Annotated in this window: 25 protein-coding genes and 1 pseudogene; 15 read left to right on the top strand and 11 right to left on the bottom strand. The window is 61.1% G+C overall.

Annotated elements, in window-relative coordinates; translation table 11 throughout:
• Positions 1-67: 67 nt before the first annotated feature.
• A complete protein-coding gene (locus tag M1B35_RS07525; protein ID WP_268261618.1) occupies positions 68-1,906 on the bottom strand; it encodes a long-chain-acyl-CoA synthetase in 1,839 nt (612 codons plus the stop codon).
• A 194-nt stretch (positions 1,907-2,100) separates the two neighbouring features.
• Here M1B35_RS07525 and M1B35_RS07530 point away from each other — a divergent pair, with 194 nt between their 5' ends.
• Together M1B35_RS07530 and M1B35_RS07535 are read left to right on the top strand one after the other, a co-directional pair.
• Positions 2,101-2,334: a hypothetical protein gene (locus M1B35_RS07530; protein WP_123328310.1), complete on the top strand. Its 234-nt coding sequence runs from the start codon at positions 2,101-2,103 to the stop codon at positions 2,332-2,334.
• Between the two features lie 254 nt (positions 2,335-2,588).
• The gene (locus M1B35_RS07535; RefSeq protein ID WP_123328311.1) at positions 2,589-2,867 is read left to right on the top strand and encodes a DUF3509 domain-containing protein; all 279 of its coding nucleotides are present in this window, start codon (positions 2,589-2,591) and stop codon (positions 2,865-2,867) included.
• A gap of 122 nt (positions 2,868-2,989) precedes the next feature.
• Here the strand turns inward: M1B35_RS07535 and M1B35_RS07540 are convergent, their stop codons facing one another.
• The 3 genes from M1B35_RS07540 to aroC form a co-directional block, all read right to left on the bottom strand.
• Positions 2,990-3,535 carry a 1,2-dihydroxy-3-keto-5-methylthiopentene dioxygenase gene (locus M1B35_RS07540; RefSeq protein ID WP_123328312.1) on the bottom strand — a complete coding sequence of 182 codons (546 nt, stop codon included), beginning with the start codon at positions 3,533-3,535 and terminating at the stop codon, positions 2,990-2,992.
• A 265-nt stretch (positions 3,536-3,800) separates the two neighbouring features.
• Positions 3,801-4,949: an MFS transporter gene (locus M1B35_RS07545; protein WP_123328313.1), complete on the bottom strand. Its 1,149-nt coding sequence runs from the start codon at positions 4,947-4,949 to the stop codon at positions 3,801-3,803.
• 34 nt (positions 4,950-4,983) lie between these two features.
• Positions 4,984-6,075, bottom strand: a complete 1,092-nt coding sequence (gene aroC / locus M1B35_RS07550; protein WP_123328314.1) for a chorismate synthase — start codon at positions 6,073-6,075, stop codon at positions 4,984-4,986.
• Positions 6,076-6,216: 141 nt separating this feature from the next.
• On the opposite strand from aroC, the gene M1B35_RS07555 reads away from it, so the two are divergent.
• Together M1B35_RS07555 and M1B35_RS07560 are read left to right on the top strand one after the other, a co-directional pair.
• On the top strand, positions 6,217-7,170 hold the full coding sequence (locus tag M1B35_RS07555) for an alpha/beta hydrolase (RefSeq protein WP_268261619.1): 954 nt from the start codon (positions 6,217-6,219) through the stop codon (positions 7,168-7,170).
• 99 nt (positions 7,171-7,269) lie between these two features.
• A complete protein-coding gene (locus tag M1B35_RS07560) occupies positions 7,270-8,061 on the top strand; it encodes a hypothetical protein (protein ID WP_123328316.1) in 792 nt (263 codons plus the stop codon).
• Positions 8,062-8,112: 51 nt separating this feature from the next.
• Here M1B35_RS07560 and prmB read toward each other — a convergent pair whose 3' ends face one another.
• Positions 8,113-9,021: a 50S ribosomal protein L3 N(5)-glutamine methyltransferase gene (prmB, locus tag M1B35_RS07565; RefSeq protein ID WP_123328317.1), complete on the bottom strand. Its 909-nt coding sequence runs from the start codon at positions 9,019-9,021 to the stop codon at positions 8,113-8,115.
• Between the two features lie 240 nt (positions 9,022-9,261).
• Between prmB and M1B35_RS07570 the strand changes: the two genes are divergently transcribed.
• The 5 genes from M1B35_RS07570 (at position 9,262) to M1B35_RS07590 (ending at position 12,036) form a co-directional block, all read left to right on the top strand.
• Complete coding sequence (locus M1B35_RS07570) at positions 9,262-9,852, top strand: cysteine hydrolase family protein (RefSeq protein ID WP_123328318.1); 591 nt, start codon at positions 9,262-9,264, stop codon at positions 9,850-9,852.
• A 130-nt stretch (positions 9,853-9,982) separates the two neighbouring features.
• Positions 9,983-10,303, top strand: coding sequence for a hypothetical protein (locus tag M1B35_RS07575; RefSeq protein WP_123328319.1), 321 nt, complete (start codon positions 9,983-9,985; stop codon positions 10,301-10,303).
• Positions 10,304-10,382: 79 nt separating this feature from the next.
• Positions 10,383-10,940, top strand: coding sequence for a Smr/MutS family protein (locus tag M1B35_RS07580; protein WP_123328320.1), 558 nt, complete (start codon positions 10,383-10,385; stop codon positions 10,938-10,940).
• Between the two features lie 77 nt (positions 10,941-11,017).
• Positions 11,018-11,563, top strand: coding sequence for a GTP cyclohydrolase I FolE (folE, locus tag M1B35_RS07585; protein WP_123328321.1), 546 nt, complete (start codon positions 11,018-11,020; stop codon positions 11,561-11,563).
• Positions 11,564-11,664: 101 nt separating this feature from the next.
• Positions 11,665-12,036 (top strand): glutathione S-transferase N-terminal domain-containing protein, encoded by a 372-nt coding sequence (locus tag M1B35_RS07590; protein ID WP_123328322.1) that lies wholly within the window; start codon positions 11,665-11,667, stop codon positions 12,034-12,036.
• A gap of 260 nt (positions 12,037-12,296) precedes the next feature.
• Here M1B35_RS07590 and M1B35_RS07595 read toward each other — a convergent pair whose 3' ends face one another.
• The 3 genes and pseudogenes from M1B35_RS07595 to M1B35_RS07605 all read right to left on the bottom strand — a co-directional run bounded on the left by M1B35_RS07595 (position 12,297) and on the right by M1B35_RS07605 (position 15,229).
• Positions 12,297-12,605, bottom strand: a complete 309-nt coding sequence (locus M1B35_RS07595) for an AtuA-related protein (protein ID WP_268261620.1) — start codon at positions 12,603-12,605, stop codon at positions 12,297-12,299.
• Positions 12,602-13,932, bottom strand: a pseudogene (locus M1B35_RS07600) (acyclic terpene utilization AtuA family protein). The gene M1B35_RS07595 and the pseudogene M1B35_RS07600 overlap by 4 nt, the downstream one beginning before the upstream one ends.
• A 1-nt stretch (position 13,933) precedes the next feature.
• A complete protein-coding gene (locus M1B35_RS07605) occupies positions 13,934-15,229 on the bottom strand; it encodes a CitMHS family transporter (protein WP_123328325.1) in 1,296 nt (431 codons plus the stop codon).
• Between the two features lie 131 nt (positions 15,230-15,360).
• On the opposite strand from M1B35_RS07605, the gene M1B35_RS07610 reads away from it, so the two are divergent.
• Positions 15,361-16,266 (top strand): LysR family transcriptional regulator, encoded by a 906-nt coding sequence (locus M1B35_RS07610; RefSeq protein ID WP_123328326.1) that lies wholly within the window; start codon positions 15,361-15,363, stop codon positions 16,264-16,266.
• Between the two features lie 39 nt (positions 16,267-16,305).
• Here the strand turns inward: M1B35_RS07610 and M1B35_RS07615 are convergent, their stop codons facing one another.
• Complete coding sequence (locus tag M1B35_RS07615; RefSeq protein WP_268261621.1) at positions 16,306-16,908, bottom strand: glutathione S-transferase family protein; 603 nt, start codon at positions 16,906-16,908, stop codon at positions 16,306-16,308.
• 10 nt (positions 16,909-16,918) lie between these two features.
• Positions 16,919-18,085, bottom strand: coding sequence for an aminotransferase-like domain-containing protein (locus M1B35_RS07620; RefSeq protein ID WP_268261622.1), 1,167 nt, complete (start codon positions 18,083-18,085; stop codon positions 16,919-16,921).
• Between the two features lie 82 nt (positions 18,086-18,167).
• Here M1B35_RS07620 and M1B35_RS07625 point away from each other — a divergent pair, with 82 nt between their 5' ends.
• The 3 genes from M1B35_RS07625 (at position 18,168) to M1B35_RS07635 (ending at position 20,896) form a co-directional block, all read left to right on the top strand.
• Positions 18,168-18,620, top strand: a complete 453-nt coding sequence (locus M1B35_RS07625; RefSeq protein WP_123328329.1) for a MarR family winged helix-turn-helix transcriptional regulator — start codon at positions 18,168-18,170, stop codon at positions 18,618-18,620.
• Between the two features lie 236 nt (positions 18,621-18,856).
• The gene (locus M1B35_RS07630) at positions 18,857-20,206 is read left to right on the top strand and encodes an NCS2 family permease (protein WP_268261623.1); all 1,350 of its coding nucleotides are present in this window, start codon (positions 18,857-18,859) and stop codon (positions 20,204-20,206) included.
• A 63-nt stretch (positions 20,207-20,269) separates the two neighbouring features.
• Positions 20,270-20,896, top strand: a complete 627-nt coding sequence (locus M1B35_RS07635) for a LysE family translocator (RefSeq protein ID WP_268261624.1) — start codon at positions 20,270-20,272, stop codon at positions 20,894-20,896.
• Between the two features lie 148 nt (positions 20,897-21,044).
• Here the strand turns inward: M1B35_RS07635 and uraH are convergent, their stop codons facing one another.
• Positions 21,045-21,398, bottom strand: a complete 354-nt coding sequence (gene uraH / locus M1B35_RS07640; protein WP_268261625.1) for a hydroxyisourate hydrolase — start codon at positions 21,396-21,398, stop codon at positions 21,045-21,047.
• Positions 21,399-21,821: 423 nt separating this feature from the next.
• Here uraH and puuE point away from each other — a divergent pair, with 423 nt between their 5' ends.
• Together puuE and uraD are read left to right on the top strand one after the other, a co-directional pair.
• On the top strand, positions 21,822-22,748 hold the full coding sequence (gene puuE, locus M1B35_RS07645; protein ID WP_123328333.1) for an allantoinase PuuE: 927 nt from the start codon (positions 21,822-21,824) through the stop codon (positions 22,746-22,748).
• Entirely contained in the window at positions 22,745-23,260 is a 516-nt protein-coding gene (gene uraD, locus M1B35_RS07650) for a 2-oxo-4-hydroxy-4-carboxy-5-ureidoimidazoline decarboxylase (RefSeq protein ID WP_268261626.1), read from the top strand. Before puuE ends, uraD begins: the two co-directional genes overlap by 4 nt.
• The last annotated feature ends 21 nt before the right edge of the window (positions 23,261-23,281 follow it).

Here is a 23,281-nt window from a genome sequence, read left to right on the forward strand (position 1 = left end):
ACGCTAGTTTCCCCAAGCCGTCCGTGGCCTGTCATCCCTTTTTTCTCAAGGGCGGCCATAGCCATAATCAATAGCGGTGGCGACCGGCCTGAATGTCATCCAGTACCTCGGCAGTCACCTGCACGTAGGTCTCGGAGCCGGGCAGCCAGGCATAGATCGGATCGTCGGCCGACCTGGCCGGGTCGAAACCGTCTTCCTTGAGCCGGGTTTTCTGATACTTGAAGGTCCCGGTGGTGTCCATCTTGACCTTGACCCGCAAAAACAACGGCACCGCATAGGCAGGGAGTTGGCGCCGGGCAAATTGCAGCAACTCGGCAAAATCCAGGGTGGCCAGGGACTCGGCCGGGGTAATCGCCGCCATCCCGGCGCGACCATTGGTGTTGTGGATTTCCACGCCGTAGGCCACCACTTCGGCAATCTGTGGATGCTGCAGGAACAGGTTCTCCACTTCCGTGGTGGAGACGTTCTCGCCCTTCCAGCGATAGGTATCGCCCAGGCGATCGACGAACTGGGCGTGGCCGAAGCCCAAGTCCCGCAGCAGGTCACCGGTATTGAAATAACGGTCGCCGGTCTCGAACACATCGTGCAATACGACCTTGCGGTTCTTTTCCGGCTCGGTGTAACCGTCCAGCGGCGACTTGTCGTCGATCTTCGCCAACAACAAGCCCTGTCCACCCTTGGCGACCTTCTGCATAAAGCCTTGGCTGTTGCGGATCGGCTCCCCGCTGTCGTGGGCGTATTCCACCAAGGCCCAGGGAATCAGGGAAAAGCCCACGGTGTTGTCGAAATTGAGCACATTGGTGAAGCCGATATTACCGTCGCTGGCGGCGTACAACTCGCACACATGTTCAATCGCAAAACGCCGCTTGAACTCGCTCCAGACGCCGGGGCGCAAGCCATTGCCGATCATCTTGCGCACCGGGTTATCGGCATCCCGCTCGCTGGCCGGCGGGTCGATCAGGTAGCGGCAGAGTTCGCCGACATAACCGATGGTGGTCGCCCGGTACTTGCGCACATCGTCCCAGAAGCGACTGGCGCTGAACTTGCGGCGAATGGCAAAGCCCGAGGCCCCCGTGACGGCCGCCCCCCAGCACACACACAGCCCCGTGGCGTGGTACAGCGGCAAGGTGCAATAAACAACATCCTCGGGCTGCATATTCAGGGCGATCATGCCGAAGCTGACGGAGGTACGCATCCAGCGCCCGTGCTTGAAAATCCCGGCCTTGGGCAAACCAGTGGTGCCGGAGGTATAGATGTAGAAACACGGATCATCGAGGAAAACCTGCTGAGTACATGCCAGGTTGTCCGACGGCTGCCCGGCACTGAGGGTCATCAGGTTGACCATATCGGCTGGGGTTTGCCCCGGATCATTGAAGGTGTCCTGGTCCGCGACGAACCAGGTTCGCTGCGCCGCGATCCCCACCTGTTGGCGTACCGCAGCAAAGGCTTCGAACAGCTCACCGCCGACCACCATCGCCGCAGGCTTCACCAGGGTCAGGCTATGAACCAGCGTGGTATGGGTCTGGGCGGTGTTGAGCATCGCGGCAATGGCCCCGAGTTTGGCCACGGCCAACACGCTGACCAGCAACTCGGGGCGATTTTCAAGAAAAATCGCCACCACATCGCCCTTGCCGATGCCCTCGCCTTGCAACGCATGGGCAATGCGGTTGGCCCACTGATTGACCTGTGCATAACTCAGCACTCGATCCTCATACAGCAAGGCCTGGCCATGGGGATTGCGCAAGGTTGCCTGCTCGAAGGACCAACCCAGGCCGCACGGCTGGTCGGCCTTTTCAACGTTGGCGGCTTTCATGCCCCTAACCACCCGAGGCAGAGCACGGGCAATGGAAGGCAACTTGCGCAGCATCATGCCCCAGGTGATTGTGTCGCTCTGATTGCTACTCATGACGGCTCCTGTTCGACGCAAAAGAACACGGCCCAGGCCATGCCCCACGTGGTGTGGATCGGGTCGTGACTGAGGTTCAACGGCAAGGTGCGATAGAAGCGAGGGGCAATGACACGCTGAGGTCGGCTAGCACCAGGCTGCACGCCTGGACGTAAAACGCTGTGTTGACTGCCTTGATAACGAGTGTGCCGTTCATGACAGAAGTCCCTTTTCTTATTATCGGGCGCTCGGGGGCGTTGCATGCCGTCTTCGGGTCTGCGGAGCATCTGGCGATGGCGCTGAAATGGCCTGCAGACGACCGCGATGAAGAGCTGGCAGAGGCCGAAAGTACGTCAGCCGCGCGCGGGCTGTACACGGAGTTTTTGCAATGTTTTGTATCCACTGGGGGCCCGCAAAAATACTCAACGCCGCGCTTGCCAGGCGCCTGAACGGCTGCGGAATTTTTCTCAACGCCGCGTGGTCAGAAGAGCAATGCCCTCCCTCAGCCAGCAGGTTGGTGCATGCGCCGACCACGCAAAATGCAGGATGCACGATGGCCTTTCATGCAAATTGCACGAAACCCAAAAATTCCATTTTTTATAAACTATTGATTTATAAGGATTTTTAAAAACAGCAATGCTGGCACAATCGCTGCAACTCTCAGTTCACGCTTGCCATTCAAGAGCTAACGGAGCTGATAGACATGAACCTGATCCAAGAAAAATTTTCGTCCCTGTTCTCCAACTTCGAAGTCACCACCCAGCCTCGTCCGGACGGTGGCATTCTGCTTACCCTGCGCAATAGCGACGGCAAACAGCTCAAGCGTTCGATCTCTTACGCACAACTGCACGCCGGTGACCAACTGTCCTGGGTGATCAGTGCGATTCGTCGCGACCTGGCCGAACAAGCCAGTGAGCTGCCACAGATTTCCATGCTGCAAAGCCAACACCGCTTCGCCCTGCCGACCTATCACTCGGCGTAAGCACAGACTCATCTTCATCACCCCGTGCCAGCCTTGCGCTGGCACGGGCATTTAACGTTCCGCCGTTCACTCCCTGCGTCCCAGCCCTGCAACGTTGCAAGCGATGTGGCGCATAGGCGTGCTCAATCCTCCAAGCGCGGGAAATGCTCGGCAATCTCGGCGCCACTGAAGTGGGCAACCCCACCTTGCGGGTCCTTGAACAGGCGGATGGCAATCACCCGCGGCTGCTCACCCAGGTCGAACCATTGGGGGGTGCCAGCCGGCACCGAGATCAGATCATTTCTCTCGCAGAGCACGGCGTAGACGTACTCGCCGATGTGCAAGTTAAGCAAGCCACGACCGGCGACAAAAAAGCGCATTTCATCTGCCGCGTGATGGTGTTCTGCAAGGAACCGGGCCTGCTGCGGGTCTTGCTGCGGGTGTTCCCATTTAACGCTAAGGACCTCAATGGCGGCATAACCATGGGCGGTCATCAGTTGATCGATCGGCCCTTGATAGGCGGCAATCACCTCTTCCGGGCTGGCACCGGGCTCGACACGAATCGTCGCCTGCCCGCGCTCGAAGCGCACTCCCTGTTCAGCCAGGGTCGCGGCGATATCGTCGAAATGGGTCAGCACCTTGTTCGGCAGGTCCGGGCTGGATACGTGGTAAACGGACAGGCTGCTCATCTTGGCAACTCCTTGGTTTCAGCACCCCCGCTCGGCTATTAAAGGCCGGTCAGGCAGCGCACATCATCAGGCGGAAAGCGATTTCGTATGAAGAGCGCCTTCTGGGTTTAACAGGCTTGGTTTAACAGGTTTCAGGGTTTCGGCCCGCATTCGAATACACCCTCAAAGGCCTCGATTGGCTGCAGTGCCTTGCTCAAACAAGCGCCTCCAGGCATGCAGGCTGTGTCACAGATCAGGTTGCCGGCACGCGCGCGGCCGCCAGGGCTCATGGCCTGTGCTCTTGCATGCGTGTGCCAATGATAAAGGCTGCAGCCAGGGCAGCGACGCTGGCCATACTAAAGGTGAAGGTCGCCCCCAGGGCGTTCCAGCTGTACCCCGAATACAACGCCCCCAGCGCACCGCCGGTGCCGGCCAGCGCGGCATACAGCGCTTGGCCCTGGCCCTGTTGCCGCGCACCGAAGCTGCGTTGCACAAAATGAATCGCCGCCGCATGAAAGCTGCCGAAGGTCGCCGCGTGCAGCAACTGAGCCAACAGCAACACCCAGAGAAACTCGGCACAGGCCCCCAGCAGCAACCAACGCAGGGCCGCCAGGAGAAAACTCGCCAGCAACACCCGACGCACCGAAAACCGCGAGAGGATCCGGCTCATGGCCAGGAACATCAGCACCTCGGCCACCACCCCCACTGCCCAGAGCATGCCGATCAGCCCACGGCTGTAGCCCAAGCGCTCCAGGTGCAAGGTCAGGAAGGTGTAATAAGGACCGTGGCTCATCTGCATCAAGGCCACGCACACATAGAACGCCAGCACCCCGGGACCGCGCAGTTGCTTGAGAAAGCCGCCGGACGCCGGACGATCGTCCTGGGCCGGCGGCTGGGCATTGGGCACCCAGGCGCTGCTGAGGACGATGCCGGCCATGATCACCACCAGGGTGATGGGGTAGATATCTAGGCTCAGCCCTTCAAACAATCGGCCCAGCAGCACCACCGCGAGGATAAAACCAATCGAGCCCCAGAGACGGATCTGGCTGTAGCGCGAGGTCTGGCCTTGCAGATGAGCCAGGGTGATGACTTCGAACTGCGGCAGCACCGCGTGCCAGAAGAAGGCGTGCAAGGCCATGACCATCGCCAGCCAGGCGTAGGTCTTGCTGACAAAAATCAACGAGAACGAGAGCAAGGTGCAGAAGGCGCCAAAACGCACGATGGCCAGGCGCCGGCCGGTGTAATCCCCCAGCCAGCCCCAGATATTCGGCGCCACACAACGCATCAGCATGGGGATGGCCACCAGCTCGCCAATGCGCGCGCTGGAAAAACCCAAATGATCGAAATACAACGCCAGAAATGGCGCCGTAGAGCCCAGCAGGGCGAAATAGAACAGATAGAAGCTGGAGAGCCGCCAGTACGGAAGCGCCGCCACGGCCGTCAGACCGTGGCGACTGGCAGAGCCGGCATTACAGCTGGCCCAGCACCGGCGTGCTGACGCGCACGTCGGCATTCTGGCCGCGATGACGCAGCAGGTGATCCATCAGCACGATGGCCATCATGGCTTCGGCGATCGGAGTCGCGCGAATGCCCACGCACGGGTCGTGACGACCTTTGGTGATGACGTCCACCGGGTTGCCGTCCACATCAATGGAACGACCCGGGGTGGTGATGCTGGAGGTCGGCTTCAAGGCCAGGTGGGCGACAATCGGCTGCCCGGAGGAAATGCCGCCAAGAATGCCGCCGGCGTTATTGCTGAGGAACCCTTCCGGGGTCAGCTCGTCACGATGCTCGGTGCCACGCTGGGCGACGCTGGCGAAGCCGGCGCCAATTTCCACGCCCTTGACCGCATTGATGCTCATCAGCGCATGGGCCAGTTCGGCGTCCAGACGATCGAAAATCGGCTCGCCCAGGCCGGGCATCACGCCTTCGGCAACCACGGTGATCTTCGCCCCCACGGAGTCCTGATCCCGGCGCAACTGGTCCATATAGGCTTCCAGCTCCGGCACCTTGTCCGGATCCGGGCTGAAGAAGGCGTTGTCTTCCACCGAATCCCAGGTCTTGAAGGGGATTTCGATCGGCCCCAGCTGGCTCATGTAGCCGCGCACCACGATGCCCTGGCTGGCCAGGAACTTCTTGGCAATGGCACCAGCTGCCACCCGCATGGCAGTTTCCCGCGCCGAGCTGCGACCGCCGCCGCGATAGTCGCGCAAGCCGTATTTGTGGTGGTAGGTGTAATCGGCGTGGGCCGGGCGGAACAGATCCTTGATCGCCGAGTAATCCTTGGATTTCTGGTCGGTGTTACGGATCAGCAGGCCGATGGCGCAACCGGTGGTCTTGCCTTCGAACACGCCAGAGAGGATTTCGACTTCATCAGCTTCTTGGCGCTGGGTGGTATGACGGCTGGTGCCGGGCTTGCGCCGGTCCAGGTCACGCTGCAGGTCGTCCAGGGACAGCTCGAGGCCCGGCGGACAGCCGTCGACAATGGCGACCAACGCCGGACCATGGCTTTCGCCCGCGGTGGTGACAGTGAACAGCTTGCCGTAGGTATTGCCGGACATGCGGGGAGCTCCGTGAAATCAGCCGAAATAACTCAATCTGGATTACTGAGCGCGCCAGTATACGCAGGCTACCCAACTAGTTCATCCTCGAACCTTATCCGTGACGGGAAGTCCAACCGGCACCTTATTCATGATGGCGTGATGATGCTGCGAGTTCTTCTCTTGAGCCTTACCCTGTTCAGCGGCCTGGTCCATGCGGTCGTCCTGCAACGCCCTATCAGCCTGGACACCGGCAGCGGTGAACTGTACGGCTCGTTATTACTGCCCAAGTCCGAACAACCGGTGCCCGTGGTGCTGATTGTGTCCGGCTCGGGCCCCACCGATCGCGACGGCAACAACCCCGACGGCGGGCGCAACGACAGCCTCAAGCGCCTGGCCTGGGTGCTGGCCAAGCACAATATCGCCAGCGTGCGTTACGACAAACGCGGGGTCGCTGCCAGCCTCGCCGCCACCCCCGATGAACGCAACCTGAGCCTTGACGCCTACGTCGCCGACACCGTGGCCTGGGGTGAAAAACTCAAGGCCGACCCGCGCTTCGGCCCACTGATTCTCCTGGGCCACAGCGAAGGCGCGCTGATCGCCACCCTGGCCGCGCCAAAACTGGACGCCGCGGCGCTGATCTCGATCTCCGGCACCGCACGCCGGGTGGACCAAGTGTTGCGCCAACAGTTGAGCGATCGCCTGCCGCCCGCGTTGATGTTGCGCAGCAATCAATTACTCGACAGCCTCAAGGCCGGCCAGGTGGATCGCGACGTGCCCGAGCCGTTGCAGGTAATCTTCCGCCCCAGCGTCCAGCCTTACCTCATCACCCTGTTCCGCGAAGACCCCGCTGCGGCCTTTGCCCGACTGAAGATGCCGGCGCTGATCATCCAGGGCAGCAACGACATCCAGGTCGGCGTCGGCGATGCGCGGATGCTCAAGGCGGCCAAACCGGATGCGCAACTGGCATTGATCGAAGGCATGAACCACGTGATGCGCATCGTGCCCAACGACATCAAGCGCCAAGTGGCCTCCTACAAGGATCCGCAACTGCCGCTTGCTGCCGAATTGGGCAGCCGGATCATCAGCTTTATTGACGGACTTCACACCCGTTAAGCTGTTTTTACCCTCCAGTCCTGCAAAAAACGGCCGATAAGTCTTTGCCGGCCGTTCAATTGCTGTCGGCAAGCAGCGCTTGGACAGGACCTCGCCGTTATGACTGATACCCCGAATTCACCCGAAACCGAGCTGGAGAAGCCCGCACCGGAAACGGTCGAGCTGCCTTGGGCCGACGTGCATGCCGAGCATCACAAGATGCTTCGCCTGGCGCCCCTGCAAACCGATCGGGCCACAGGCGTGAGGCCTCTGCGCTTTGTCGAATTCGGCTACGCCGAACGCAACCACAAAGAACGCAGCCTGCTGCGCATGAGCATCTCGCTGCCTGGCCAGCGGGTGCGCAAAGAGCAGAACACCCTGGATGTGTGGGTCGACCACACCCAGCATCTCGTGCATTTCCAGCCGGAAAACGGCCTGCAAATCGAGCCGTATAACCGTGGTATCGGGCGTTTCCTGATGGCTCAGGGTGCACTCTGGGCGCAGAAGAAATGGTCCCACTACCGAGTGGAAGGCTTTGACCTGGCCAACAAGGACGCCCTCAACGAAGACACCCGCCTACGCCGCGACCATGTGCTGCGCGTCCAGGGCTTCGATGTGGTGTACGCCGATGCCCAGCACCTGAAAGGCAGCGTCAAGGACGTTCAAGTCGGCGAGCTGCACAGCCAGTGGAACACTGAAAAACTGCAGTTCGTGGAAATCCTCGAAGCGGCGCAGATGCTCCAGCAAGCCGAACAGAACCTCGCGGAACTGGAAGTCAAACTGCGCAAGCAGGATGAAAAAGTCACCAAATACAAACGTGAAGACACAGGGCTGCGCTTCACCATCACCTGCCTGGTGGCTTTCGCCGTATTCCAGGCCGGCCTGCTGATCTGGATCGCGACCCACCGCTGAGACGCGACGCAGACCAGCGCGGGGCCCGCCCTGACACGGGCCCCGGCTGATTCAGACTCTGGAAGCGAACAGCGCCTGATGCTGACGGCACTGCTCTGCGGTCAGCATGAACACCCCATGACCACCGCGCTCGAAGTCGAGCCAGGCGAAGTCCACTTCCGGGTACAGGGCTTCCACGTGCACCTGGCTGTTGCCGACTTCGACAATCATCAGACCCTTCTCGGTCAGATGATCCGCCGCTTCGGCAAGCATCCGCCGAACCAGGTTCAAGCCATCTTCGCCACAGGCCAGCCCCAACTCCGGCTCATGCTGGTACTCGTCCGGCATGTCGGCAAAATCTTCGGCATCTACGTAGGGCGGGTTCGACACGATCAAGTCGAAACGCTGCCCCGGCAACCCATCGAAACCATCGCCCTGGACCGTGTACACACGTTCATCGACGCCATGGCGCTCAATGTTCTGATTGGCCACTTCAAGGGCCTCGAACGACAGGTCGGCCAACACCACTTCGGCGTTCTGGAATTCGTAGGCGCAGGCGATACCGATGCAACCGGACCCGGTGCACAGATCGAGAATCCGCGCCGGCTCGGCCCCCAGCCAGGGTTCAAAACGTTTCTCGATCAGCTCGCCAATCGGCGAACGGGGAATCAACACCCGCTCATCAACGATGAACGACATGCCGCAGAACCAGGCCTCGCCCAGCAGGTAAGCGGTGGGCACACGGTCGGTGATACGCCGCTTGAGCAGGCGCTGCAGGTTGACCAATTCGTCTTCTTCAAGCGCGCAGTCCAGGTAGCTGTCGGCGATTTCCCATGGCAGGTGCAGGGCCCCGAGCACCAACTGACGGGCTTCGTCCCAGGCATTGTCGGTACCATGGCCGAAGAACAGATCCTCCCCATGAAAGCGGCTGACAGCCCAGCGGATATGGTCACGCAAGGTGCGAAGGCGGGAAGTGATCACGGGGAAAAGACTCCTGAAAAAAACGACCGCCAAGTCTACCAGCCAAAACACCTACCGACGACGCATGAAAAAACCGCGTTCGGGAGCACGATCATGGCTTTTTGCCCTGTCGCGGCCAATCCCAGGCCCCTCTTGACACGGCTGTAAGCCAACAACCACGTACCTTACGTTAGTAGCGATTCACAGATTCGCTCCGCCAGAGGACAATGTCGCAAAAGCCCCACTCACAGGAGCCCCAGAATGTCCGTTCCAAAGACGATGTTTCAACTCAGCGGTCGTGGTTATGCAGCGGCCAATTTGAGCCACGCGACCCTTGTGATCATCGACGCCCAGAAAGAGTACCTCAGCGGTCCGCTGGCCCTGTCCGGCATGGACGCGGCCGTCGAACATATCAAGCAACTGGTGGCCGCCGCCCGTGCCGCCGGTCGCCCTATCGTGCATGTGCGCCATCTCGGCACCGTGGGCGGTCTGTTCGACCCCCAGGGCGAACGTGGCCAATTCATCCCCGGGCTCGAACCCCAAGGCGATGAAACCGTCATCGGCAAACTGCTGCCCAGCGCCTTCCACGGTACCGAACTGGAAAAACGCCTGCAGGACCTCGGCTCCCTGGATCTGATCGTCGCCGGCTTCATGAGCCATTCCAGCGTCAGCACCACCGTGCGTGCCGCCAAGAACCTGGGTTTTCGCTGCACCCTGGTGGAAGACGCCTGCGCCACCCGCGACCTGCCTTACAAGGGCGGCATCCTCAGCGCCGAGCACGTGCAGCAGACTGAAATGGCCATCATGGCCGACAACTTCGCCACCCTCGCCCTGACCAAAGACCTGATCTGATTTCGCCTCGATGAGCGGCTGGCCGGCCGCTCATCCGTAAAGAACGGTCATTTGCCGCAATTGCCTTAGCCTCAGGAACCACCCGGCCAAGTCCCGGTCGAAGGGCCGATACCCATTGAGGAAGGTCGGAATGAAGATATCCGATGGTTTTGACGCACGCCGTTTGCGGCCCAAAGGCCCGCGAAACTGGCGCTTGCGCCTGGGCGCGGCATTTTCTGCACTGTTGGCGACCTGTGGCGTACTGCTGGCCATGGCTGGCGCCGCCAGCCTGTTGGGACGCCCTCCGGCGCTTGGGGAACTGAACGCCAGCCCCCTGGGTTCGGCGGTGATTCTGGCGATCGGCCTGTTGTTGCTGTACTTCGGCGTCTGGTTATGGCGTCGCTGCCGTCGGCGCATGCGCCAGCCCCAGGCGCTGAACATGGCGCCACACCTGATGAAAAAACATGACTGACTGAAGCTCGCCGGGCGCGTTTTCCCACGTGCCTCAGGCGCCGAGTTGGGTAAACTGGCCGCCCTTCGCGGAGGCTGACATGCAAGACGACGATTTTTCCCTATTCAAAAGCGCGATCCAAGGCGTCAAGCCGATCAAGCATGATCGCGCCGAAACCGGCAAACCCAAGGCCGATCGCGCACAGATTGCCAAGCTGCGCCTAGCCGCCACGGTGCGAACCGAAAACACCACGGTGGATGGGCTGTCCGATCAGTTCGTGATCGACGTCGGTCCGGAAGATGAGCTGATGTGGGCCCGCGACGGTGTCCAGGACAGCCAGATGCGCAAGCTGAAAATCGGCCAGATCCCCTTCGAAGGCAGCCTCGACCTGCACGGCATGACCGTGGAGAAGGCCCGGGAAACCCTGTGGGCCTTTCTTGCCGAAGCCACAAAATTCGAAATCCGCTGCGTCCGCGTGACCCATGGCAAGGCCGTGCGCCTGGACGGCAAGCGGCCGATGATCAAGAGCCACGTCAACACCTGGCTGCGCCAGCATCCCCAGGTACTGGGCTTCGCTTCGTGCCAAGCCAAGCATGGCGGTGCCGGCGCCCTCTACGTGATGCTCAAGCGCACCATGATGGAAGGCCGCGACGAATAAAGCCGGTGCGTCGCGCTTGCAGCGCCGAGTCCGCCACCGTACCCTTGCCCTTTGCGTAAAATCCCACAGGTAGTTTCATGTCCCTGGAACAGAATTACACCGCGATCCTCGGCCAACTGGGCGAAGACGTTACCCGCGAGGGCCTGCTCGACACGCCAAAACGTGCCGCCAAAGCCATGCAGTACCTTTGCCGCGGTTATGAACAAACGCTGGAAGAAGTCACCAACGGTGCCTTGTTCAGCTCCGACAACAGTGAAATGGTGCTGGTCAAGGACATCGAGCTCTACTCGCTGTGCGAACACCACCTGCTGCCTTTCATCGGCAAGGCCCACGTCGCCTACATCCCTAGCGGCAAGGTCCTGGGGCTGTCGAAAGTCGCGCGTATCGTTGATATGTACGCCCGGCGCCTGCAGATCCAGGAAAACCTCAGCCGGCAGATCGCCGACGCGGTCCAGCAAGTGACCGGCGCCCTGGGTGTGGCCGTGGTGATCGAAGCCAAGCACATGTGCATGATGATGCGCGGTGTCGAGAAGCAGAACTCGTCGATGATCACCTCGGTGATGCTGGGCGAATTCCGCGAGAATGCGGCCACCCGCAGTGAGTTCCTCAGCCTGATCAAGTAAGGCGGCGGAACCCGAAAACCGGCGTTTATCGCCGGTTTTTTTTCGCCTGGTAAAAATCAGGTAAGCTGCTGCCCCTTCATTCATGGGCAAGAGGCAATACCGTGATCGTCAAAGCGCTTCGAGTCGGCCTGGGCCAGCTCATTATTTTCCTCGATTTCATCACACGCCCGCGCAAACAGCAGCGCCCTGCCGCCGACCAGGCCCAGGTTGAACAAGCGGCCAAGGGCCTGACCCTGTACCAGTTCCATGCCTGCCCGTTCTGCGTAAAGACCCGCCGCACCCTGCACCGCCTGAACGTGCCCGTTGCCCTGCGCGACGCGAAGAACAACGAGCAGGATCGCCAGACCCTGCTGGAACAAGGCGGCAAGATCAAAGTGCCGTGCCTGCGCATCGAAGAAAACGGCCAGACCACCTGGATGTACGAATCCAAGGTCATCATCGATTACCTGGACAAGCGCTTCGCCGCGATCTGACCCCCAGCCGACAAAGAGGCGTTGGTTTGGTAGGCGATCCCCCAGCCGCCATCGCCTCCCTGTGTAGGAGCCGGCTTGTCGGCGAGACGTCCTTGGATTGGGCGGTGACCTTGCGGACGCCATGCTGGCAAGCCAGCCTCCTACAAAAAACCACCACCCCACCTTCTGTAGGAGCCGGCTTGCCGGCGAGGCGACCTTGGATTGGGCGGTGATTTTGCGGCTGTAATCGCTGGCAAACCAGCGCCTACAAAAGCCAGCGGTTACAAGGTGAGGTCCAGCAGGGCCGAGCCCAGGCATTTGCCGTGGGCGTCCAGTGCCAGCGAGCGGGTCACGCCGCCGCGCAGGATGCCCGGCAGCACAAAGTTCAGCGCCTGTACGTTGGGCAACTCATAGCGCCGCACCGGCGCCGCACCGGGCTCCAGCAAGGCCGAAAAGAACTCGCCCACTCGCTCGGCCGTGAGCTGCTCGCGCAGCAACGGATAATCCTCGGCGCGGTAGGCGATGATCGAGATGTTCGAGGTGTCGCCCTTATCGCCGGTACGGGAATGGGCCAGGCTATGCAGTTTCATGCTTCGATCCTCGGCTTGACCGTGCTACGGGGTACCAGCAATGAAGCCACCGCCACCACCTGGCGCACGCTCTTGCTGGCGCCGCCACCACCGGACGGGCCATTGGTGTAAAGGGTTTCCACTTCATTGCCGACTCGCACGGCCTCGCTGCGGTCCTCACAGCGGGCGGCCACCCGCAGGCGCACCTCCCAAGGCTCGACGCTGTTGCGCTGGCCATGCAGCGAATCCATTCCTATCAGCTCGGCACGCACGTCCTGCATTTTTACGCCCATCAGTTCCAGACGCTTGAGCACCACGTCCCGTGCCAACTGCGCCCGCGCAACGGCACCAGGGCCGCCATAGGACATCTGGCCTTCGCCGATCCAACCGTCCAGATAGCCCACGCTGACTTTCAACTGCTCCGGCTGCGCATGCCCCGCAGCCCCCTGGGCCCGCACCCGGTCAACACCCTCCTCGACAAAGGCCACCTGGGAAAAGTCGGCGGTAACGTCCGGCGTCAGGTAAGCCGCCGGGTCATGGACTTCATAAATCAGCTGCTCCGTGCAGGTAGCACGGCTGACCTGCCCCCCTGACCCGGCCACCTTGGTGATCAAGGCCTCGCCCTCGAAATCGATCTCGGCCAGGGGGAAACCCAGGCGCGCCAGGTCATCCACGTCCTTGAAACCCGGGTCGGCAAAATAACCGCCGCTGACCTGGCCTGCACATTCCAGCAAATGGCCAACCAGGGTCCCGCGCCCCAGGCGCTGCCAGTCGTCCGTCGCCCAGCCGAACTCGAACATCTGCGGCGCCAGGAACAACGACGGGTCCGCCACGCGCCCGGTGATCACCACATCCGCATCGGCACGCAAGGCATCCAGAATGCCGTCGACACCCAAATAGGCATTCGCGGAAATCACCCGCTGCCCCAGGGAGCCCAGGCTTTGGCCGTTATCCAGCACCTGCTCGGGCTGCTGACGCAACAAGTCCAGTACATCATCGCCTACCACCGCCAACACCTTGAGATCGAGCCCCAGTTCACTGGCGATTCGCCGGACCTCAGTGGCCGCCGCCACCGGGTTGGCGCCCCCATATTGGTGATGACCCGCAGGCGGCGCCGACCTTCAGGCCGGCCGACAAAAGGCAGGACACGGCGCATGCGCTCACTCAGCAGGGGATCGTAACCGCCTTGTGGGTCGCTGATGCGCGCCTGTTGCGCCAGGGCAATGGTACGTTCCGCCAAGCATTCGAAGACCAGGTAATCCAGGTCGCCCTGGGCCGCCAACTCGATGGCCGGCTCGATACGGTCGCCCGAGTAACCGGCGCCGGCGCCGATACGTATGGTTTTCATCTTAAAAAACTCCCAGCAACAGCGCGGTCAAGGTCATCAACACCGACGCGGCGAACAGAAAAGGGATGGTGAAGCGCTGGTGGTCGGCCAACTCGATCTTGCACAAACCCACCAGCAGGAAAGTCGCCGGGGTCAGCGGGCTCACCGGGAAGCCGGTGGTGTGCACCCCGAGCAACGAGGCCTGGGCCACTTGCAACGGGTCGACGCCCAGGGCCTTGCCCACTTCGGCGATCACCGGCATCACGCCGAAGTAATAGGAATCGGGGTCGAACAGCATGCTCAGCGGCATGGACAACAAGCCCACCACCGTCGGAATCAGCTTGCCGTGGCCGGCGGGAATTTGCGCCACCGCCACTTCGGCAATCGCCTTTAGCATGCCGGTGCCCTGCATGATGCCGGTGAACACACCGGCGGCGAGCAGGATACTGGCCATGGTCAGGGCGGTCTTGGCATGGGCGTCGATGCGGGCACGCTGGGCCTCGACGTCCGGGTAGTTGATGCACAGCGCCAGCACGGTACCGACCATGAACATCACCACCGGATCGACCCAGCCGGCAATCATGATCAGCATCACCAGCAGGGTCAGCAGCAGGTTGATCCAGAAGCGCCCGGGACGACGCAGCGCCTCCTCGGCCTCGCTCAATACCCGGCTCGGCACCCCCGCCCCACTGACGGCATTCGCCCCCAGGCCCAGGCGCCGCTCTTCACGGCGGCCCAGCCACCAGGCGCTGGCAAAAACAAACAGCAGACCGACGATCTGCACCGGGATCAGTGGCTGGAACAGGTCCGCTACCGGCACATGCAGGGCTGCCGAAGAACGCAGCACCGGGCCGGTCCAGGGCAGGAAGTTGACCCCGGCGGCCATGGCCGCGACGCAGGCGAGAATCCTCCGGTCGATGCCCAGCCGAGTATAGAGCGGCAGCATGGCCGGCACCGTGACCAGGAAGGTCACCGCACCGGAACCGTCCAGGTGCACCAGCAGGGCCAAGAGTGCGGTACCCACCACAATCCGCGTCGGCCGGGTGCCGACCGTGCGCAGGATGCGGTCGATGATCGGATCGAGCATGCCGGCGTCGGTCATGATGCCGAAGAACAGAATGGCAAAGACGAACATGCCCACCACGGGGGCGACGTTCTTGATACCGGCGACGATAAAGGTGCTGGTTTGCAAGCCGAACCCAGCGAGCAAGGCGGCAATGATCGGCAGCGCAATCAGCGCAACCAGAGGAGAGAGGCGTTTGCTCATGACAGCGGCGAGCAGACAGAGAATGGTGATGACACCGATTGTGGCGAGCATGGGGCAGCTCCAGTGTGCCGTTTCGCTGTGCCTGGGCACGGAAGCGGGCGGTTATTGTTTTCCCCGAGTATTGGAACCGCGCTAGTCTTTGTAAATTGGAATATTCAGTGCCTTGTATTCGGAAAAACAAAATGAAGAACTCGATTCAGCACATCCAGGCCTTCCTCGCCGTGGCCCGCAGCGGCAACTTCACCAAGGCCGCCACTGAGCTGCATCTGTCGCCTTCGGCGCTGACGGTGCAGGTTCAACAGTTGGAGGACTGGCTGGGGGTCGCCCTGCTGGATCGCAGCCCGCGCCACGTCAGCCTGACCGCCGCCGGCCAGGAAGCCCGTGGGCCGATGGAGAAACTCTTGCTGGACCTGGACAACATTGTCAGCGGCTCCCGGGACCTGGCCGCCCTGCGCCGTGGCGTGGTGACCATCGCCGCCCTGCCCTCGGTGTGCGCGGGCGTGCTGCCACCGGCCTTGCGCCTGTTTCGCGAACGTTTTGCCGGGATCGAGGTACGCCTGCAGGATTTGGTCGCCCACCGCATCCACGCCCAGGTACGCGCCGGCGAGGTGGATTTCGGCATCGGCGGCCGCGCCCGACTCAGCCACGGGCTGGACTTCCAACCGTTGCTGGTGGATCGCCTGTGCCTGTTCGTCGCCCTCGACCACCCACTGGCCCAGCGCACCTCGGTGGGTCTAAGGGAACTGGCGGTGCACCCCATCATCCTCACCGGCCGTGATAGCAGCGTGCGCGAGCAGGTCGAAGCACTGTTCGATGAAAGCCGCCTGACCTTGCTCTCGGCGATGGAGGCCAACTACATGACCACCGTCCTGGCCCTGGTGCGCCAGGGCCTGGGCATTACCCTGCTGCCGGAGTCTGCCGATGACGGTCGCGAAGGCTTGCGACGCATCACCGTCAAACACCCCAAAGTCAGCCGTGAAATCGGCCTGATCCGCCGCAGCGGCCAGCACTTGAGTCCGGCAGCCCAGCGTTGTTATCAAATGCTCGAAGAGTGCCTGGCCGACACTCCAGCAGCTGAAAACCCCTGAACCGCACAAGGCCGGTTCAGGGGGAGATTCAGGCATGCCTCAGTCGAGCATCGCCACATGCCCGGGTTGGCTTTGCACCCGTCGGATCCAGGCCTGGATGCCCGGGTAGCGCTGCAAATCGAAGCCGCCCTCATCAGCGACGTGGGTGTAGGCGAAGAGCGCTATATCGGCGATGGAGTAATGTTCGCCGACCAGATAAGGCGTGCGGCTCAATTGCTGCTCCATCACGTCCAGCGCCTTGTAGCCACGCTTATGGAGTTTTTCATACTCCTGGCGTCGATCGTCCGGCAGCCCTTGGTAGTGCTGGATAAAACGCGCCACGGCAATGTAGGGCTCGTGGCTGTATTGCTCGAAAAACTGCCATTGCAGAACCTGGGTGCGCAAACGCGGCTTGCTGGGCAAAAACTCACTGCCGTCGGCCAGGAAATTCAGGATCGCGTTGGATTCCCACAAACAAGTGCCGTCTTCCAGCTCCAGCACCGGGATCTTGCCATTGGGGTTCTTCGCCAGGAACGCCGGGGTCTGCGTGTCGCCCCCCAGAATATCCACCGCCTGCCACTCATAGGGCAGGTCGAGCAGGTGGAGCATCAGCTTGATTTTGTAGCAGTTGCCCGAACGGTAATCGCCGTGAACCTTGTACATGACCTCCCCCTTAGGCTGCCTGTGCAGCCTGTGCCTGACGGATCACACCGGCCAAGCGCTTGAGCCCTTCGTTCAGGCGCGCCGGGTCAATGTGGCTGAAGTTCAAGCGAAAATGCCCCGGGTTCAGCTCCGGCTCGGAGAAGAACGGTTCACCCGGCATAAAGGCGACATCCTGCTCCAACGCGGCCTTGAGCAAGGTCCGGGTGTCCAGCGGCTGCTTCAGGGTGAGCCAGAAAAACAGCCCGCCTTGAGGCACCTGCCAGTCGGCCAGGTCAGAGAAATGCGTCTCCAGTGCGGTCTGAAAACCGTCCCGGCGTACACGGTAGAAGGACCGCAGTTCACTGAGGTGACGCTGAAATTTCTCGGTGCCCAGCCATTGCATCGCTTGCCACTGGCCCACACGGTTGGTGTGCAGGTCCGCCGATTGTTTCAGCCGCAACAGGTGGGGAAACAAGTCCGGGCTGGCGATCAGATAACCGACGCGCAACCCCGGCAGCAAGGTCTTGGACACAGTGCCAGTGTAGATCCAGCTGGCCTTTTTCAGGCGGCTGACAATCGGCGTGGCGCTGCCGCCGTCGAAGCTCAGTTCACGGTAGGGCTCGTCCTCGATCAGGGTCACCCCGAACTCGTCCAGCAAGGCGGCCACGGCATCGCGCTTGGCTTCGCTGTAGCGCACTGCCGACGGGTTCTGGAAGGTCGGTATCAGGTAGATAAAGGCTGGCTGGTGCTGCTCCAGGTTGGCCCGCAGTTGCGTCAGGTCAGGGCCATCCGCCTCCAGGGGCACGGTCAGGCAGTCGGCACCGAACAGTTGGAAAATCTGCAGCGCCGCCAGGTAGGTGGGCGCTTCGAGCATGATCTGCGTGCCCTTGTCGATGTACAGCTTGGCCGCCAGGTCCAGGGTCTGCTGGGACCCACTGACCACCAGAACCTGGCTGGCTTCGCAGGGCACGCCCAAGGCCCGGGCCTCGGCCGCGAGGATTTCGCGCAGCTGCGGTTCACCCTCGCTCATACCGTATTGGCCCATGGCGAGCGGCATCTCATCCCACTGGATCTTGGGCAGCATCACTTCAGCCGGCAGGCCTCCGGCAAACGACATCACTTCCGGACGCTGGGCGGCGGCAAGGATTTCACGGATCAAGGAGCTTTTAAGGCGCGAAACACGTTCGGAGAAGGCCATGGAGATCACCGCTAGCGAAGGCTGAAGGAAATACGTCAAACTGGTTGACCGAAATTACGCTGACCTGGATAGATACGTCAATATGCTTGACCTTAAAAACCAGACCTCGCAACAAACCGCCATGGAAGCCTTTTTCTTCGGCTACCAGGCCTTCACTGCCAAGGCGGATGAAATGCTCGAGCGCCGCGGCCTGAGTCGAGTGCATCAACGCATCGTGTTTTTTATCGCCCGCTACCCGGGGCTTAGCGTCAAGGAACTGCTGACGGTGCTCGGGGTGAGCAAGCAAGCGCTGAACATTCCGCTGCGCCAACTGATGGAAATGCACCTGGTCAACAGCGTCGCGCCCGAGAGCGACAAGCGGAAGCGCCTGCTGGAACTGACCGCCGACGGGCGGCGCTTCGAGGAGTCCCTGCGCCGCGAGCAAGTCAAATTGCTGCAGCGAGCGTTCTCCGAAGCGGGCGAAGCCGCGGTCAACGGCTGGCTGGCGGTGAACCAGGCCCTGGGGGAGAACCAGCAACGCCCCGAACGCGACTGACCCCTCCTCCCCGGGCGCCGGCTTGCCGGCGATATGCCCTGCCCATCAGATTTTTCGCACACAACACAAAAAACATTATTTGCTTTCTTTGTATACAAAAGCATAATTCGCCACGTGCGAGTTCCTGACCTTTCAGTCAACAAAACCCGCCAGCCTTGCCTGCCTCAAAGAGCCGCTGCCCACCCTCGCGTGTCCGGTTCTGGAAAAAACAATAAAACTCTTGAGGAGTACTTGCTGTGGAAAGCCGCAAATCCGAAGCCCCGACGCTGGATCTCTCGCCGCCGCAGACCAGCGGTTGGCTGGAGCGAATCTTCAAACTCAAATTGCATGGCACCACGGTAAAGACCGAGTTGATCGCCGGGCTGACCACCTTCATCACCATGGCCTACATCATCTTCGTCAACCCCAACATCATGGCGGATGCCGGCATCGATCATGGCGCCGCCTTCGTCGCCACCTGCATCGCCGCGGCCTTGGGTTGCCTGTTGATGGGGCTCTACGCCAACTGGCCAGTGGGCCTGGCGCCGGGCATGGGCCTCAACGCGTTCTTCACCTACACCGTGGTCGGCACCATGGGCTACAACTGGGAAACCGCCCTGGGTGCGGTGTTCATTTCCGGCGTGCTGTTCATGATCCTGACCCTGTCGCGGGTTCGCGAATGGCTACTCAACAGCATTCCCGTGAGCCTGCGCTACGCCATGGGCGCCGGGGTCGGCCTGTTTCTCGGGCTGATCGGCCTGAAAACCGCAGGCATCATCGTTGACAGCCCGGCGACCCTGATCAAGCTGGGCTCCTTGCGCGAACCGGGGCCGCTGCTGGCCGCCATCTGTTTCCTGATGATTGCTGTGCTCAGCTACCACCGGGTGTTCGGCGCGATCCTGATCAGCATCATCACTGTGACCCTGGCCGGATGGGGCCTGGGGCTGGTGCAATACAACGGCATCCTGTCCACCCCGCCGAGCCTGGCGCCGACCTGGATGGCCATGGACATCGCCGGTGTGTTCAACGTCAGCATGATCAGCGTGGTGCTGGCCTTTCTCTTCGTACACATGTTCGACACCGCCGGCACCTTGATGGGCGTGGCCCAACGCGCCGGGCTGGTGAACGCCGACGGCAAGATCGAAAACCTCTCCCGCGCCCTCAAGGCCGACAGCGCCTCCAGCGTATTCGGCGCCGTGGTCGGTGTACCACCGGTCACCAGCTACGTCGAAAGCGCCGCTGGTGTCGCCGCAGGTGGTCGGACTGGTCTTACCGCCGTGACCGTAGGTGTGCTATTTATTGCCGCCATGTTCTTCGCCCCGCTGGCTGGCATGATCCCCGCTTATGCCACGGCTGGTGCGTTGATTTACGTGGCGATGCTGATGATGGGCGGCATGGCCCACATTAACTGGGACGAAGCCACCGACAGCATTCCGGCCATCGTCACGGCGATCATGATGCCGCTGACTTTTTCCGTGGCCGACGGCATCGCCCTGGGCTTTATCACTTACGTGGTGCTGAAGGCCGGCACCGGTAAACACAAGGAAATCTCCATCAGCCTGTACGTGCTGTGTGCGATTTTTATCGCCAAGTTCATTTTCTTGTAAGCAGTACCCGTTGCCCCCGCCTCACCCCGTCGGGTGGGGCTTTTGTTCATATGGAGGAAAGTGATGAGTCTGGAAACCTGGCTGCTGTTCAGCGGCGCTGCCCTGGTGGTGATCCTGATCCCGGGCCCCTTGTCGTTGCTGATGATCAGCAACAGCCTGAACTATGGCCTGCGCCGTTCGTACCCGGCGTTTCTGGGTGGGGTGATTGCCTCGATCTGCCTGCTCAGTGCCTCGGCGCTGGGCCTGGGCGCGTTGCTGCTGGCCTCGGAACAACTGTTCAGCGCGCTGAAAATCGTCGGCGCCCTGTACCTGTTTTACCTCGCCTGGCAGAGTTGGCAGCAATCACGCCAGCCGTCCCAGGGCGCCAACGTGCCGGAAGCCGCACCAATACCACGCTTCCGTGCACTCTTTGGGCGCGCCTTTGTACTGGGTGCCAGTAACCCGAAGGACATCCTGTTCTTCGCCGCTTTCCTGCCGCAGTTTCTCAGTGCCCAGCAGCCGTTTCTGCCCCAGTTGCTGATCATGATTGCCACCTGGACCGTGCTCGACCTGCTGTGCAAGCTGGCCTACGGCCTGGGTGCCCACGGTGCGGCGCGTTACCTGCGCAGCGGCAAGGGCCAGAGCTGGTTCAACCGCATCAGTGCCGGGCTGTTTGGTGGCGCTGGAGCCGCTTCCCTGCTCAGTCGTTAAGGGCTTCACGCCCCGCCAGGCCGGCGCTTGCCTGAGGGTGTAGGCGCCGGCTGGCGGGGAGGACTTTATGACTGGCGAAAAAAAGCCCGCAGTGTGAGCGGGCAAAAGACCAAAGAAGCTATTTGCGCAGGATTCTTGGGGGAAAGTCCTAGCTTCCTCTGTAGGTCGAATAGCTGTAGGGCGAGATCAGCAGCGGCACGTGGTAATGCTCCTGTTCAGCAGAGATGCCGAAACGCAGCACCACCACATCGAGAAACGCCGGCTCTGGCAATTGCACGCCACGGGCGCGGTAGTAATCGCCGGCATGGAACTGCAGTTGGTAAACCCCGGAGCGGTAGTCATCGCCTTGCAATAACGGGGTATCACAGCGGCCGTCGCTGTTGGTCAAGGCGCTGGCGACCAGTTCCAGCTGGGCGCCCTCGACCCGATACAGCTCGACCTTGATTGCGCTGCCGGGGCAGCCATGTGCGGCATCCAAAACGTGTGTAGTCAAACGTCCCATTGATTCTGCGTGCCGGCCGCCTTTCAAAGCGTCCAGGCCTCGCGCCTCCCGAGTCAGTTAGTAAGGAGACCGCACCGTTTTAGAGCGCGAACGGATGCGGCGAGGATCCGATTAAGACATTTTTCAAAAAAATTGTACACAATAATCAGCACAAATTAATGCATGGCTTTCAGCACTCGACAGCACCCGCCAAAAGACGCTCAAAGCATACGGGTAGAAGCTTTTTAATCGATTAGCTGACCACTCAGGCAAGTTTTTTGCAGGATCCATTCATCGAGAGCCCAGATGAAAAATGCAAAAAATCAGGCTTACAAAATGAATATGAATTTGTATACAATCAGCCCATCGTCGTGACGCCAGCCTGGCTTCTCATTCTCAGGTCCCGCCACGCCACCGTTATCACGAACAAGAAGGAAGACTGCAGTGAGCGCTGACTACCCTCGCGACCTGATCGGTTACGGCTCCAACCCTCCTCACCCTCACTGGCCGGGCAATGCCCGCATCGCCCTGTCCTTCGTGCTCAATTATGAAGAAGGCGGCGAGCGCAACATCCTCCACGGCGACAAAGAATCGGAAGCCTTCCTCTCGGAAATGGTCTCGGCGCAGCCACTGCAGGGCGAGCGCAACATGAGCATGGAATCCCTTTACGAGTATGGCAGCCGTGCCGGCGTCTGGCGGATTCTCAAGCTGTTCAAGGAATTCGACATTCCCATGACCATCTTCGCCGTGGCCATGGCTGCCCAACGCCACCCGGACGTTATCCGCGCCATGGTCGCCGCCGGTCACGAAATCTGCAGCCACGGCTACCGCTGGATCGACTACCAGTACATGGATGAAGCCCAGGAACGCGAGCACATGCTCGAAGCGATCCGCATCCTCACCGAACTCACCGGCGAACGGCCACTGGGCTGGTACACCGGCCGCACCGGCCCAAATACCCGGCGCCTGGTGATGGAGGAAGGCGGTTTCCTCTATGACTGCGACACCTACGACGACGATCTGCCCTACTGGGAACCCAATAACCCGACCGGCAAGGCGCACCTGGTGATTCCTTACACCCTGGACACCAACGACATGCGTTTTACCCAGGTCCAGGGGTTCAACAAGGGCGATGATTTCTTCCATTACCTGAAAGATGCCTTCGACGTGCTCTACGCCGAAGGGGCCGAAGCGCCGAAGATGCTTTCCATTGGCCTGCATTGCCGGCTGATTGGCCGCCCGGCACGCCTGGCTGCACTCAAGCGCTTTATCGAATACGTCAAAGGTCACGAACAGGTCTGGTTCACTCGTCGGGTTGATATTGCCCGCCATTGGCAGCAGGTCCATCCCTTCGCAGGAGCGGCAAAATGACCGCCTTCCAGACCCTGAAACCCTCGACCCTGAGCCGCGAGGCATTTGTCGAAGCCTTCGCCGACATCTACGAACATTCGCCATGGGTTGCTGAAAAAGCCTATGACCTAGGCCTTGATGCCTCCGTCGACCAGATCGAAACCCTGCACCAACGCATGAGCGATATCCTGTTGAGCGCCGATCACGCCAGCCAGCTGGCACTGATCAACGCTCACCCGGACCTGGCCGGCAAAGCCGCCGTCCAGGGCCAACTGACCGCTGCCAGCACTCAAGAACAGTCTGGCGCCGGTATTCACCAATGCACGGCCGAAGAGTTTTCTCGCTTCACCGAGCTGAACGACGCCTACAAAGCCAAGTTCAAGTTTCCCTTCATCATGGCGGTGAAAGGCAGCAACCGGCATCAGATCCTCGCAGCGTTCGAAACCCGCATTCACCATTCAGCCGAGGCCGAATTCAAATGCGCGTTAGCGGAGATCAACAAAATCGCGTTGTTCCGTTTACTGACCCTATAGCGAACTTAGCCCGAGAAACCT

The sequence above is a fragment of the Pseudomonas morbosilactucae genome, assembly GCF_023241665.1.
GTDB classification, from domain to species: domain Bacteria; phylum Pseudomonadota; class Gammaproteobacteria; order Pseudomonadales; family Pseudomonadaceae; genus Aquipseudomonas; species Aquipseudomonas morbosilactucae.

Excerpts from the sequence above, each read along its gene's own strand:
- M1B35_RS07525 (WP_268261618.1), bottom strand. The coding sequence starts at position 1,906 with ATGAGTAGCAATCAGAGCGACACAATCACCTGGGGCATGATGCTGCGC.
- M1B35_RS07530 (WP_123328310.1), top strand. The coding sequence starts at position 2,101 with ATGACAGAAGTCCCTTTTCTTATTATCGGGCGCTCGGGGGCGTTGCAT.
- M1B35_RS07535 (WP_123328311.1), top strand. The coding sequence starts at position 2,589 with ATGAACCTGATCCAAGAAAAATTTTCGTCCCTGTTCTCCAACTTCGAA.
- M1B35_RS07540 (WP_123328312.1), bottom strand. The coding sequence starts at position 3,535 with ATGAGCAGCCTGTCCGTTTACCACGTATCCAGCCCGGACCTGCCGAAC.
- aroC (WP_123328314.1), bottom strand. The coding sequence starts at position 6,075 with ATGTCCGGCAATACCTACGGCAAGCTGTTCACTGTCACCACCGCGGGC.
- M1B35_RS07555 (WP_268261619.1), top strand. The coding sequence starts at position 6,217 with ATGATGCTGCGAGTTCTTCTCTTGAGCCTTACCCTGTTCAGCGGCCTG.
- M1B35_RS07560 (WP_123328316.1), top strand. The coding sequence starts at position 7,270 with ATGACTGATACCCCGAATTCACCCGAAACCGAGCTGGAGAAGCCCGCA.
- M1B35_RS07570 (WP_123328318.1), top strand. The coding sequence starts at position 9,262 with ATGTCCGTTCCAAAGACGATGTTTCAACTCAGCGGTCGTGGTTATGCA.
- M1B35_RS07575 (WP_123328319.1), top strand. The coding sequence starts at position 9,983 with ATGAAGATATCCGATGGTTTTGACGCACGCCGTTTGCGGCCCAAAGGC.
- M1B35_RS07580 (WP_123328320.1), top strand. The coding sequence starts at position 10,383 with ATGCAAGACGACGATTTTTCCCTATTCAAAAGCGCGATCCAAGGCGTC.
- folE (WP_123328321.1), top strand. The coding sequence starts at position 11,018 with ATGTCCCTGGAACAGAATTACACCGCGATCCTCGGCCAACTGGGCGAA.
- M1B35_RS07595 (WP_268261620.1), bottom strand. The coding sequence starts at position 12,605 with ATGAAACTGCATAGCCTGGCCCATTCCCGTACCGGCGATAAGGGCGAC.
- M1B35_RS07605 (WP_123328325.1), bottom strand. The coding sequence starts at position 15,229 with ATGCTCGCCACAATCGGTGTCATCACCATTCTCTGTCTGCTCGCCGCT.
- M1B35_RS07610 (WP_123328326.1), top strand. The coding sequence starts at position 15,361 with ATGAAGAACTCGATTCAGCACATCCAGGCCTTCCTCGCCGTGGCCCGC.
- M1B35_RS07615 (WP_268261621.1), bottom strand. The coding sequence starts at position 16,908 with ATGTACAAGGTTCACGGCGATTACCGTTCGGGCAACTGCTACAAAATC.
- M1B35_RS07620 (WP_268261622.1), bottom strand. The coding sequence starts at position 18,085 with ATGGCCTTCTCCGAACGTGTTTCGCGCCTTAAAAGCTCCTTGATCCGT.
- M1B35_RS07625 (WP_123328329.1), top strand. The coding sequence starts at position 18,168 with ATGCTTGACCTTAAAAACCAGACCTCGCAACAAACCGCCATGGAAGCC.
- M1B35_RS07635 (WP_268261624.1), top strand. The coding sequence starts at position 20,270 with ATGAGTCTGGAAACCTGGCTGCTGTTCAGCGGCGCTGCCCTGGTGGTG.
- uraH (WP_268261625.1), bottom strand. The coding sequence starts at position 21,398 with ATGGGACGTTTGACTACACACGTTTTGGATGCCGCACATGGCTGCCCC.
- uraD (WP_268261626.1), top strand. The coding sequence starts at position 22,745 with ATGACCGCCTTCCAGACCCTGAAACCCTCGACCCTGAGCCGCGAGGCA.